The sequence below is a fragment of the Akkermansia massiliensis genome, assembly GCF_018847375.1.
GTDB lineage: Bacteria > Verrucomicrobiota > Verrucomicrobiia > Verrucomicrobiales > Akkermansiaceae > Akkermansia > Akkermansia massiliensis.
This window is the reverse complement of record NZ_CP072036.1, coordinates 451085-464778: the sequence shown is the minus strand read 5'-3', so window position 1 is coordinate 464778 and position 13694 is coordinate 451085. Positions and strand designations below refer to the sequence as shown.

Genomic DNA, 13694 nt, shown 5'->3' with positions numbered 1-13694 from the left:
AATGGCGATGGAAGAATCCTGTGGTTCTGGACCGTGGATTTCCGCCGGGGGAATTAAGTGCCCGCAGGGCTCCGGAGGAAAGTTTTTTTACGGCCAATGACGCGGATTTTTCAGGGGTTGGTGGTCGGTGGAAAACAGTGGGAAAAAGGGCGGCCGGGACAGGGCGCGCCAAGGCCCCGGAGCCGTGCCTTTCCCTCTGCGGGCAGAGGCTTGCCCCGCAAGGGGGCCGGCAAAGCTCCGGAGCTCGTCGGTGCACCCTAATAGATGAACAGCATTTCCCGGTACTTGGGGAGAGGCCAGGACCGGTCGTTCACCAGGGTTTCTGCGGCATCGACGCTGGTTCTCAATCGGGACATCGCGGCAAGGATGTCCTCATGGCAGCTCGTGAGCGCGGTTTCCAGGGTATCCAGGTCGGACACGACGGAATCCAGGGCGCCGCCCAGCTTGTCCGCCAGCTTTTGCAGGGCGGCGGTCCCGTTGGTCCGCTTGGCGTCCAGCGCCCTGGAGAGCGCGGAAACGGTTTGCTTGTATTCGTTGCGCAGGGCAGGGAGGATGATGGTGGCCGCCATTTCCCAGGACAGGCGCCCTTCAATGCGGATGCGCCTGTGGTATTCCTCCAGGAAAATCTCAAACCGGGATTCCAGTTCCCTGCGGGAGAACACCCCGTACTTCTCGAACAGGGCCACATTCTTCTCATTCACCAGGGTGTGGAGGGCGGTCATCGTGTTTTTCAGGTTGGGAAGGCCGCGGCGTTCCGCTTCCTTCACCCATTCCTCCGAATAATTGTCTCCGTTGAAGATGATTCTCTTGTGTTCGGAAATCCTGCGCTTGAGCGTCTCCTGGAGCTGGGCCAGGAAGGTCTCCGGAGCGAAGGAGGAAAGCTCCTCCGCCAGGGAATCGAAGGCCTCCGCCACAATGGTGTTCAGGGTCATCATGGGGCCCGCGCAGGACTGGGCGGAGCCGGGGGCGCGGAACTCGAACTTGTTGCCGGTGAAGGCGAACGGGCTGGTGCGGTTGCGGTCCGTCGCGTCCCGGGGAAGGACGGGCAGCGTATCCACGCCGATCTGGAGCGTGTCGTTGCGCCTGCCGCGGCCGGATTCCCCGTTGATGATATTCTCGATCACTTCATTGAGCTGGTCGCCCAGGAAAATGGAGATAATGGCGGGAGGGGCCTCGTTCGCGCCCAGGCGGTGGTCGTTCCCGGCGCTGGCTACGGAATTGCGCAGCAGGTCGCTGTGCTTGTCCACAGCCTCGATGATGGCGGCCAGCACGGTCAGGAAAATGGCGTTCTGCTGCGGGTCCGTGCCGGGATCCAGCAGATTCTTGTCCCCGTAGGAAATGGACCAGTTGTTGTGCTTGCCGGAGCCGTTGACGCCCACGAAGGGCTTCTCGTGGAGCAGGCACACCAGCCCGTGCCTGCTGGCCTGCTGGCGCAGGATTTCCATCACCAGCATATTGTGGTCGATCGCCAGGTTCACGTCCTCAAACAAGGGGGCCAGTTCAAACTGGGCCGGGGCCACTTCATTGTGGCGCGTCTTGGCCGGAATGCCCAGCCGCCAGAGTTCCTTTTCCACATCATTCATGAAATTGAGGATGCGCGGCTTGATGGAGCCGAAATAATGGTCTTCCAGCTGCTGGTGCTTGGCGGGCGGCGCGCCGAAAAGGGTTCGGCCCGTCTGGACCAGGTCCGGGCGGTTCAGATAGAAATTCTTGTCAATCAGGAAATACTCCTGTTCCGGCCCCAGCGTGATGGTCACGCGTTCATCCGGCAGCCCGAAGCACTTCATCAGCCTCTTGACGGCGTTGCCCAATGCCTGCCGGGAGCGGAGCAGAGGGGTTTTCTTGTCCAGCGCGTCTCCCGTATAGGAACAATAGGCGGTGGGAATGCAGAGGGTGGCTCCGTTCCCGTGCCTCTTGATGAAGGCGGGGCTGGTGGGGTCCCACGCGGTGTAGCCGCGGGCCTCAAACGTGCAGCGCAGGCCGCCGGAGGGGAAGCTGGAAGCGTCCGGCTCGCTCACGATCAGGTTCTTGCCGGAAAAGCTCATGATCGGCTCCATGCCCTTGGGGTCCAGGAAGGAATCATGCTTCTCCGCCGTGGAACCCGTCATGGGCTGGAACCAGTGCGTGTAGTGAGTGGCTCCCCGTTCCAGAGCCCACTGCTTCATGGCGTGGGCTACGTCCGCGGCAATGTCCGCGTTCAGCGGCAGGCCGTCCTGGATGGTGGACAGGAGGGTTTTCGCCGTGTCCTTGGGCAGGTACTTCTTCATCACCTCCGTACTGAAAACGTCGGCGCCGTAATAATCAATGCGGACAGGAGCGCTCTCGCTCACCCCGCTCACGGGAAGGGAGGCGATGGCGCTGATGGCTTGTGTTCTTGTCGAGTCACTCATCATGGTTAACTGTTGTGTCTTTTTCTTAGCAAGAACCGTGCCAGCTTTTTGAATCAACTTGTGCCGGAGTGGGTATGGTGTTTTAAGAAGTTGCCTATAAATATATTGCAGAAATTGTAAAAGGAAGCCGTGGAAAGAAGAGGGATGAAAAAGGTGAAAGCATTAATTACAAAAATGTAAAATCACGGTAAAAGGGTAATTACGAAAATGTAAAAATATCTGCTTGGGAGAGGGAATTGTCCTTTGCCGCCGTGGGTCCTCTGTCATGCCGGAAGGCCTGTCAAATCATGTAAAACCGGGGCGGCGGCGTTCGGAAAACGTGGAGGGTGGAAGGAGTGCATAATGTTGGCACGGTTTTTGCTATAAGAAAATCAGCTTAACTCAAATAAAACAGCAAACTGATGAATAGTGATCAATTCGAGACAGGCATTCCTGCGCCGCAGGGATTGTATGACTTTGAACAGGAGAGGGACGCCTGCGGCGTGGGGCTGGTGGCGGATCTGAAGAATGAACCGAGCCACAAAATCATTGAAATGGGTGTCACCGTTCTCAAGAGGCTGATGCACCGCGGCGCCGTGGGAAGCGATCCCGATACCGGGGACGGAGCGGGCATCCTGCTGGCCCTGCCGGATGAATTCTTCCGCCTGCTCCTTCCCAACAAACTTCCCGCCAGGGGCAAATACGGAGTCGCCATGATGTTCGGCGGCTGCGGCCATGAAGAGGAACTGGAGGCCGCCGTCACGGAAAACGGCGGCAGGGTGATTGCCTGGAGAGAGGTTCCCGTGGACCGGGACAGCATCGGCGAGAACGCCCGGCGCACCTGCCCCCTGATTCGCCAGCTCTTCATCGACGGCAGCGGCTTTGCGGACCAGGCGGCACTGGAACGCAAGCTCTTCGTAATGCGCCGGGAAATGGAGCGGCGCGTGGAAGGATGCTACGTGTGCAGTTGTTCCAGCCGCAGCATCGTGTATAAGGGATTGTTCCTCGGCACGCAAATTGACGGATTTTACGAAGACCTGCGCCATGAGCGTTTCAAATCTCCGCTGGCCCTCGTCCACCAGCGCTACAGCACGAACACCTTCCCCACGTGGAGCCTGGCCCATCCCTTCCGCTACCTGGCCCACAACGGGGAAATCAACACCCTGCGCGGAAACCTGAACCATCTGAGCGTGCGGGAGCCGCACCTGTCCTCCGCCCTGCTGGGGGATGACTTGCAGAAGCTCCTGCCCCTCATTCCTCCCGGACAGAGCGATTCCGCCTGCCTGGACAACATGGTGGAACTGCTCGCCGCCGCCGGGCGCGACCTGCGCCACGCCATGCTCATGCTCATGCCGCAGGCCTGGGGCGTCAACTACCATCTGGGGCCGGACGTGCGCGGCTTCTTTGAATACCATTCCGCCCTGATGGAGCCGTGGGACGGCCCGACCGCCGTCGTCTTCTCCGACGGCGTCAACGCGGGCGCCATGCTGGACCGCAACGGCCTGCGCCCCGCCCGCTACACGCTGACCACGGACGATATTTTCATCCTGGCCTCGGAAACGGGCGTAGCGGACATTCCCGCGGAAAAAGTGGCCCGCAAGGGCCGCCTGCGCCCCGGAGAGATGATCTACTGTGACCTGGTGAACCACCGTCTGGTGTCCGATGCGGAAACCAAGAATGAAATGGCCCGGCGCATGCCCTACCGCCGCTGGGTGGAACAAAACAAGATTTCCGTCCGCTCCCTGTTCGACTCTGTCTCCGCCTCCGCGGAAATGCCGGACCTGGCGGTTCATCAGCGCCAGTTCGGCTTCACGCAGGAGGATGTGGAACTCATCCTCCGCCCGATGATGATGAAGGGCGCGGAACCCCTCGGCTCCATGGGGAACGACGCGCCGCTGGCCGTTCTCTCCGGAAAGGCGCCGCTCCTGTTCAACTACTTCAAGCAATTGTTCGCGCAGGTGACCAACCCGCCCATCGACCCCATCCGGGAGGAACTCGTCATGAGCCTGACCACGTACATAGGCAACCATCCCAACATTCTGGAGGAAACGCCGGAGCACGCCCGGCTCATCAAGATGGCGCGCCCCGTCATTACGGACGAGGAGCTCAACCGCCTCTGCAACATCCGGGAAGCCGGCTTCCCCTCCGCCAGGCTCTCCCTCCAGTTCCCGGAAGGCGGGGACGGAAAGGCTCTGCGGGAGACGCTGGACAGCCTGGCGGAATCCGCCGTGGGGCTGGTCAGGTCCGGCGTGCGCATCCTGGTGCTGACGGACCGCAACATAGGCCGCGGCTACCTTCCCGTTCCCAGCCTGCTGGCCTGCTCCGTGGTGCACCGCGCCCTGGCGGCCGCCGGACTGCGTTCCGACGTGGGCCTGATCCTGGAAACGGGGGAAGCGCGGGAAACGATGCACTTCGCCCTGTTGCTGGGTTTCGGGGCCACGGCGGTCAATCCGTACCTGGCTCTGGCGACGGTCACCTCCCTGGCCGCGCCGCAGGACTGCCCGCTGGACGTGGTGAAGGCCTCCGGTAACTACATCAACGCCATTGACAAGGGGCTGCTTAAAATCATGTCCAAGATGGGCATTTCCACCCTGCGCAGCTACCGCTCCTCCCAATTGTTCGAGGCCGTGGGGCTGAACCGGGAACTGATTGACGAATTCTTCCCCGGCACCGTCAGCCGCGTGGGCGGCATCGGGCTGGAGGAAATAGCTGCGGAATGCAACCAGCGCGCCGCGCAAAACGCCGGGAAGGAAGGCGGGCTGGATGCGGGCGGCCAGTACAAGTACAGGAAGGGCGGAGAAAACCACCTCTGGAACCCGCAGACGCTCCAGGCCTTCCGCGCCGCCGTTCGCGACAATGACGAACGGAAATACCGGGAATTTGCGGACTACAGCAACCACCAGGCGCAGCATCTCTGCACCCTGCGCGGCCTGTTTGAATTCGCTCCCGCGGACACCGTCCCGCTGGAGGAAGTGGAAAGCGCGGATTCCATCCTGCGCCGCTTCGTCTCCGGGGCCATGTCCCTGGGTTCCCTCAGCCCGGAGGCCCATGAAACCATCGCCATCGCGATGAATAAAATAGGAGCCAAAAGCAACTCCGGTGAAGGGGGCGAGGATGAAGCCCGCTACGAACCCAACGCCAGGGGCGAGGTGCGCTACAGCGCGATCAAGCAGGTGGCGAGCGGACGCTTCGGCGTGACCATCAACTATCTGCGCCACGCCTCCGAGCTCCAGATCAAGATGGCCCAGGGCGCCAAGCCCGGAGAGGGCGGCCAGCTCCCGGCGCACAAGGTGGACCCGTACATCGCCCGGCTGCGCCATTCCATGCCGAACGTCAGCCTCATCTCTCCCCCGCCGCACCATGACATCTACTCCATTGAAGACCTGGCCCAATTGATCTACGACCTGCGGAACTCCAACCCGGACGCCCGCGTCTCCGTCAAGCTCGTCTCCGAGGTGGGCATCGGCGCGGTGGCCGCCGGAGTGGTGAAGGCCCACGCGGACGTGGTTGTGGTCAGCGGCCACGACGGCGGTACGGGCGCCTCCCCGCTCACCAGCGTCAAGCACGCCGGACTGCCGTGGGAACTGGGTCTGGCGGAAACGCAGCAGACGCTTGTGCTCAACAAGCTCCGCTCCCGCGTCCGGCTCCAGGTGGACGGCCAGCTGCGCACCGGGAGGGACGTCGTCATGGCGGCCCTGCTGGGAGCGGAGGAATTCGGCTTCGGCACTGCCGTTCTGGTCGCCATCGGCTGCGCCATGCTCCGCAGGTGCCATGAAAACACGTGCCCGGTGGGCGTTGCCACGCAGGACCCGGCCCTGAGAGCCAAGTTCAGCGGCAAGCCGGAATACGTCATCAACTACCTTCGCTTCGTGGCGCAGGAAACGCGGGAAATCCTGGCTTCCTTGGGCCTCCGCTCCCTGGACGAAGCCGTCGGCAGGGCGGACCTGCTCTCCGTGAACCGCGCCATTGACTTCTACAAGGCTCAGCATCTGGACTTCTCCTCCATCCTGCATGCGGCGGAGGGGGACGGATGCAGGTTTGACCCCTCCTTTGAAAAGGAACCTCTGGACAACTACGACCGGCGCCGCCTGCTCCCGGACTTGAAGGGCCTGCTGGAAAAAGGGGAAAAGACCGAACTCTTCCGCGACGTCCGCAATGTGGACCGGACGGTGGGCACGGAGCTATCCGGAGAGCTGGTGATGAAATTCGGACTGCGCGGCCTGGCGGAGGATACGCTCACGGTGCACTTCACCGGATGCGCGGGGCAGAGCTTCGGGGCCTTTCTGGCGCCGGGCATCACCTTTGAACTCGCCGGGGAGGCGAACGACTTCGTAGGGAAGGGGCTTTCCGGGGGCAAAATCATCGTGAGGCCTCCGGAAAACATCTCCTACGCTCCGTCGGACAACGTCATTGCCGGCAACGTCATCGGCTACGGGGCCACGTCCGGCAGCATCTTCCTGCACGGGCAGGCCGGGGAGCGTTTCGCCATCCGCAACAGCGGAGCCAAGATGGTGGTGGAAGGCATAGGCGACCACGGCTGCGAATACATGACCGGGGGCCGTGTGGCGGTGCTCGGCAAGGTGGGCGTCAACTTCGCCGCGGGAATGACCGGCGGACTGGCCTACGTGTACGATGCGGACAACGACTTCGATCAGAAATGCAACCTGGGCAGCGTGGACCTGGAAACGGTCATGCCGCACTCCGCCGACGAGGCGGAACTGCTCCAGCTCATTTACGAGCACTACATGGCTACGAAAAGCCGCCGGGCCTGCGACCTGTTAAACAACTGGCCGGAGGAACGCGGCAAATTCATCAAGGTCTTCCCGGTGGAATACCGGCATGCCCTGGCCATGCATTCCTGAAAGAAGCATGCAGCAGTTTTCTGTTGTTTGGGTAAGCTGGGGGCCTCCGCGGATGCGGAGGCCCTTTTTTTATTCTTTGAAGTCTTATTGGTCTCATTGCCGGAGCGTCCGCTGACCTTTTCAAGGTAGCAGATTGGCCCTGAAAGCAGGAATGAAGTAAGTTTCTGAAATCCGATATTAAAAAATAACTTTCCATTTGGTTGACTTTGAATGATGCATCAATTATACAGAAAATATCATAAAAGGATAATGAGTGTCATATTCGGAAATTTATGCAGTGCTGTCGCTATGCTGCTGATTGTTATGGGGATGTGGACTGAGGGGGGAATTGCCTTTGTCCAAGTGCCGGAACAACTGCCGGAATGCCCGGTGCGCTTCATCCGCGGTACCCTGGTGGCGCAGGATGGAGCTATATGGGCCGTGGGGGAGAGGGAAAGCGTTTACCGCCTTCAAATCGGCGACAGGGCATACGAGAAGTCGTGGCTCAACATGGATTATTATTCCGGCTTTCCCAAAGGAAAGAATTTCACCTGCATTGCGGAGGACAGGCAGGGCCGCATCTGGGTGGGCACGGACGACAGCGGCGTGGCCGTTTTCAACGGGAGGGAGTGGAAGACGTATGACCGCGGCAATGCCCTGAACGGAGAGCATGTTTATGCGCTGGCCGTCTCTCCCGTTTCCGGAGAGGTGGCCGTTGCCACGTCCGGAGGCGTGTCCGTTTATGATCCCGGGAATGATTCATGGAAGGCGCTGGACCGGTCTACGGGACTGGTGGAAGACCAGGCGGCTTCCGCCGGCTTTGACGCCAGGGGGAATCTGTGGCTGGCCTATGCCTGCGGCGGTATCTCGTATTCACCGCGCAAGTCGGGGTACATGCAGTGGAAGAACGTGCAGGCGCCGTGGTACTGGGACAGCAAGCAGTTTGCCCGGCAGCCGTACCAGCCGTATGGGGACGGGCTGCCTTCCAATATCTGCAATGTTCTGGCCTGTACGGAAAAAGACCAGGTGCTGGTAGGCACTTGGTCCGGCCTGGCGTACAGCAACGGCATCAGCTCCTGGCACTATATGAGAGGGTGCGATTATGCCCGGAAAAACACCGGCATTTATGGCTCCTCGGGACGGAAGACGGCCGTTCCGGGTGAGGGAAATGCCAAAATGCTGTCGGAAGACTTCGTGTCTTCCATCCTCCGGCAGGGAAAGGATATTTTCATCGGCTACCGGACGCAGGGGGTGGACGTGCTGGATGCCGAAAGGATGACGGTGCGCCGGAGAATCAGGCAGGGACTGGAAAACGTTGATGTGTCTTCTCTTCTGGTACTGGGGGATGGAAGCGTATGGGCCGGCACATATGGACGTGGTTTTGTCAGTCTGAAAAAGGGTTCCCTGTCTTATCAACTGGACAGGAAGCAGCAGGACGATGAAATCGTGTTCCCGTCCCCGGCCCGGATGGAGGATTCTGCCGCAGTCCTGAGGAGGCTGGAAAAGCTGGGTGCGGGCGCGCATGCGGGGAAGAGCATTGTGTTCCGCGGGGAGGACTGGTCCACGAAGGGGGACTGGTGCGGGAGGTACGGCCTGACGCGCGCCACGCTGTGCGCCATGAATGCCCCCATGAACAATTCCGAGTTTAAAGCCAAGCAATTACCTGTCCGCATGGAAACGAGCGCTGAAGACCCTAAATGGAAACGAGTGTATCCCTGTTATTGGATTCAGGGACTGATGGGGCTCAACCGCAATCAGGGAGATGGATTGCGCTGGTGGGTACAAAGCGCCAATGTGGCAGGAAACCGCAATGTTCTCTTTGACCCCAGTGATTCCACAAGAACAGAGGCGGAATGGGACGACCACGGGGAAGTATATCCGTCCTTTGTGGACGGTCCCGGTATATGGGTAGCTGTGGAAGTGCCGGAAGGGGTTCATGAAATAGCCCTGTATTTCTATAATCCCAACGGATATCTTCAACATGAATCCAGGCGGGATTATGTGGTAGAAGCCCGGAGGCATCCTTTTTCTTCTTCCATTCAAAGCCTGTTCGACAACAAAGCGGATATTGAAATTGGGAACCGCACTAAAAAAGGGAAGACGCTTGCCGCTTCTATGGAGCAGTGGCAGTCGTTCCCGGTGGAAGCGCGCACGCGCGTTTCCAGGTTTGCGGGGTCCGGAGTTTACAAGCGCTTCATGTGCAGGAAAGGCGGCGTATACTTATTCCATGTTTGCAGGAACGGTTCCTTCAATACTATTTTAAATGGGGTATTCATCAATGCGCTTCTTCCTCTGGAAATGAGAACGCCTGATGAATTGCCTTATTATGTTGATGGATTATTTGCAGGCATTATTCCTTCCCCCGAGAGAGTTCATTTTTCTGTTGCCGGGCCGGAGGAGAAGGTTCTTCTCAATCAACTGCTCACTCTCCAGTATCAGCCACGGTATGTTACGCCCGCAGGATGTTCCTGCTTGAACAGGTACATTCTTTCCTCATTCCGTGAGGCGGTTGAAGGAAAGAAAAAGAGCAGGTGCTTGGAAGACTGGTTTCAATGGGAAGCCAGAATTTACTCTCCCGATGTACGTTCTTCTTTTGACCAGACCATGGCGGCTGCGTGGGACCAGTGTCAGATTTATTATCCGGATCTCAGATCCAGGGAATGTGTTCCGAATGCCCCGGGCACGATACCTTTTTCCGTAAATGAAGTTTATTTGATGGATAAGCTGGATATTGATTGGAGGCAATATCGAGATGATGCCGAACAACCTCCTGTGAAATCAGTTCAAGAGATGAAGAAACACCTTGAACATGAATCCCAAAAGAAAACGACAACATGAATAATAAAATGATATTGGCTGCGGGAATCAGTCTGTTGAGCATGAACGTGCTCAACGGAGAGATTACCGGGGAGCATACCATGTGGTCAGGAACTCATCTGAATTATGATGGGGTTTCCATTATTAATAAGCCGGCGCTTCCCCAAAAGGGAGTGGAAGCAAAAAAGGGTGTAAAAAATGCCTACAATATTATGCCGGGTAAAGTGACGGTGATCACAAGCCTCAATAAAAATCCTCAGGAAAAACAGGAATGGCTGTACAAAAAAATACATGAAGTACGGATATCCATGACTGGAAATATATATGTAGCGCTGATATTCGCCGATACGAAGAATGATGTCCCCTTCGCCTATGATCCCAATAAATTTGGAACATCGGGAACCCTTTATTCACAAGTCTATATCACGGCCCTGCACAAGGTGACTAAAATGGAGAATAAAAGTGATTTCGGGACCAGCGGAAAGGATGAAGACCCTACTTTTACTTTAGTTAAGAAAATATGACCGGCATTCCGGCGGTATGATGCGGAGGTTTTATTCCTTATCCGGAAAGGGATAAGACTTCAAACAAGGGTTTCCGTATGGCAGCGGCCCTTGTTTTTTAGAGTTGGATATATAGCAAACAGGGGCTGTTCCGCACCTTGCTGGCGGAACAGCCCCTGAATGGAGTCTTCTGTTAATTCAGGAAGCTCAGGCCTTCTTTCTGCGGCGCATCAGCAGGGCCGTGAGGCCCAGCAGGCTCAGGGTGGCCGTGCCGGGTTCCGGTACGGCCAGGCCGGTGAAGGTCAGGCTGCCGTTGTTGTAGGTAACGCCGTCCCAGATCAGGTTCTGGCCGTTCTGCGTAAGCGTCAGCAGGGAATCCCAGTCGATGTTGTCCGCCAGGGATGTGCCTTCGCCCACAGTGATCAGGTCGATCGTCAGGGAGGTAAGGTCAAGCGCCAGGGCGCTGTCCAGATTCAGCGTCAGGCCGCCGGTCAGGTTCAGGGTGGACGTTCCCTGCATGTCGATCAGAGCCGTGTTGAAGCTGGAGAGGTTCAGCGTGGCGTTGTTCAGCGTGGCTGAGGTAGTGCCGGAAAGCGTCAGCACCTGGCCTGTGGAAATCATGGGCGCGCCGGAGGCGTTGCCCATGATTACTGTTGAGTTGTTGATGGCGGCGTTCCCCGTCAGGCTGACGGTGAGGTCCTTGGGAGCGGAAGCGCTGCCGAGGTTCTGGATGGTGCCCGTCTGGAGCGTAATGGCGTTGGCCAGGGCCTGGCTGTTGGCGTTGAGCGTTCCTCCCTGCACCAGGACGGAACCCTGGCCAAGTGCGGTTGCGGAGTTGGTCTGGAGCGTTCCCTGCACGATGGTGGTGCCGCCGGTGTACGTGTTGTTGCCGGAGAAAACGACTACGGAGCTGTTCTTGTTCACCTTCACGCTCATCTGGTGGGAGGAGTCCTTGTCGGAAATGACGGAGGAAATGGTGAAGTTGTTGCTTCCGCTGGAACCGTTGGTGACCAGCAGTTCTCCTTCGCCGGTGATCGTTCCGCCAAGGTTGGTGGCGTTTCCGTAAAGGGAGCCGGAGATGGTCACGCCGGCTCCGGCGGCGTCAACGGTAATGTTGGCGCTGATGGGGGTATCCGCGCCATAGGCGCGGCAGTTGAGCATTTCAAATGTGGAGCCGGACTTCATCAGGATATCCGGCGTGCCGCCCAGTACGATGCCTACGCCATTCAGGCTCAGCTTGGAGTTCTGGCCGATGGTGATGGATTCAAACGTGTAGGCGGTGTCGCTGCCGGACAGGTTGACTGTGCCGGCGTCAATGATCAGGTGTGCGATGTCGGAGGCATGGTTGGCATTGATGGTGCCGGTGCCGTCCGTCACCTTGCGGACCGTCAGGGTGCTGTCTGCGTGGGTGATGGGAATGAGCGTTCCCCCTTCAAAGGTGTATTCCACGTCTCCGGCTCCCGTCAGGGTGAGGGAGGAGGCGGTGTGCGCCCAGGAGTCGTTGGCATTGTAGTTGGCCGCCGCTATGGTCAGGGCTCCGGCGAAGGTCCAGTTGGGATTGGCTGCCGTGAGGGAGGCGTTTTCTCCCAGAGTCAGGGCTCCCGTATAGCGGGAGGCGGTATCTCCCGTGATGGAAATGGAGGCGTTGTCCCCCAGAGTCAGGGCTCCGGAACCGGCCAGGCCCGTCAGGGTGCTGGTTCTGTTCATGATGACGGTGCCGGCCCCGTCCAGAGTAGCCGTTCCGGACAGGCTGGAGGATACGGTGAGCGTGGTGCCTTCTGCCGCGCGGAGGATGCCGGGGCCCGACAGGCTCAGGGTGCCGCCGGAAATGGTGAGGTTTCCGCCGGTGAGTAGGATGGCGTCCGTATGGCGCGTTTCCCCGTCCGCAATAGTCAGGGCTCCCGGGCCGTTGGTGACGTTGATGGAAGCATAGGTGCCGGCTCCGTCAGCGGAGTCCGTCCATGCGGCATCCCCCAGTTGGGAGGAAGTCCACTCGGAGGAGGAGGTGCCATCCAGCGTAGCGGAAATTTTAACGCCCTCATAGGTATTGACGATCTGGATGCCTGCAATGCAGCCGCGGGTGCCTGAACCGCTGGTGTTGCTCGGAGCGGTGATGCTCAGGTTGGGTGAAGTCTGGCCTTCCACATACAGCGTATTGGTTCCTTCCACCGCCTGTCCAAAGGTTCCCGTTGCTCCCCACGCGGCAGAGCCTGCCACGGTGGAAGTTCCGTTCCAGGTGTAGGAAACGCCGTTGACGGTCTTGGCGGAGAAATTGCCGTTGGCGGTGTCCGTATTGCAATAAATGTAGACGCCGTAGGTCAGGAAATCAACGCCGCTGACATTGATGGTGATGCCGCTGCCGTCGTCCAGGTAGCCCTTCAGCATCTGGCCGTCCCCGGTGGAGGGGGTGTCGCCTCCGCGCCAGGTATTTTTACTGGACCAGGTGACGGTCGCTCCGGTGGCGTCTCCGTTGTTATCCTTCAGGTTCTGGGCCGTGGATTGGGAAGCTCCGCTGAATTGATTCCAGTTGGAGCCGGGAACGGCTTCAAGCCCGGCGCTGGAAGAATCGGAAATGGTGCCGTTTGGTTCGTTGGTACCAAAATTGATGCTGATGCTTTCTCCGGCAGCCTGGGATTGGGAGGCGAGAGTTCCGAAGAAGGCGGCTGCCATAAGCCACGCTGTTAGTTGATAAGGCAAATGAGGTTGCATGAAATTAATACTATAGTAATTTAAATTATTCCATTCAAAATTCAGGAGAGAAAGAAACCCCTGCGATACCCGGTTCTTATCGGATTCCGAATCCGAAGTCAACAGGAAAGTTTGGTTTAAAACATGTTAGAAGAATTTGGATTTGGAAAAATTGGAGAAATAGCAATTAATGAAAAAATGAATTAAATGATAACTATCTGACAGTCTTGATATTCATGTGTTCAAGGCATTGCAACGGATTCGGAATTCGATGTTGATGAATGTCCGGAAAGAGCATTTTTGAAAGAAGAAAAAGCGGTTGGTCGCCGCTTTTGAGTTAGTCTCCTGCATTTTTTCTGTCCGGGTACAGGAAGGGCGGTGTGTCTTGGGTTTTTCTAAACCTGAATAATTTTTATAACTAACATATATTGAATGACTTATATATTTGACTGTAAACTGATTGTGTGGTTTTTTGA

At 58.1% G+C, this 13694-nt stretch carries 5 protein-coding genes; 3 read left to right on the top strand and 2 right to left on the bottom strand.

The genetic code is table 11. The features are described 5' to 3' along the window. Positions 1 to 257 precede the first annotated feature (257 nt). Complete coding sequence (locus J5W70_RS01980; protein WP_022396589.1) at positions 258 to 2393, bottom strand: glutamine synthetase III family protein; 2136 nt, start codon at positions 2391 to 2393, stop codon at positions 258 to 260. A gap of 398 nt (positions 2394 to 2791) precedes the next feature. Between J5W70_RS01980 and gltB the strand changes: the two genes are divergently transcribed. The 3 genes from gltB to J5W70_RS01965 all read left to right on the top strand — a co-directional run bounded on the left by gltB (position 2792) and on the right by J5W70_RS01965 (position 10551). Further along, complete coding sequence (gene gltB / locus J5W70_RS01975) at positions 2792 to 7231, top strand: glutamate synthase large subunit (RefSeq protein WP_022396590.1); 4440 nt, start codon at positions 2792 to 2794, stop codon at positions 7229 to 7231. Between the two features lie 288 nt (positions 7232 to 7519). Beyond that, positions 7520 to 10048, top strand: a complete 2529-nt coding sequence (locus J5W70_RS01970; protein ID WP_215832895.1) for a ligand-binding sensor domain-containing protein — start codon at positions 7520 to 7522, stop codon at positions 10046 to 10048. After that, the gene (locus J5W70_RS01965) at positions 10045 to 10551 is read left to right on the top strand and encodes a hypothetical protein (protein ID WP_022397198.1); all 507 of its coding nucleotides are present in this window, start codon (positions 10045 to 10047) and stop codon (positions 10549 to 10551) included. Before J5W70_RS01970 ends, J5W70_RS01965 begins: the two co-directional genes overlap by 4 nt. Before the next feature lie 186 nt (positions 10552 to 10737). Here the strand turns inward: J5W70_RS01965 and J5W70_RS01960 are convergent, their stop codons facing one another. Further along, positions 10738 to 13200: a beta strand repeat-containing protein gene (locus tag J5W70_RS01960; protein WP_022397197.1), complete on the bottom strand. Its 2463-nt coding sequence runs from the start codon at positions 13198 to 13200 to the stop codon at positions 10738 to 10740. Positions 13201 to 13694 lie beyond the last annotated feature (494 nt).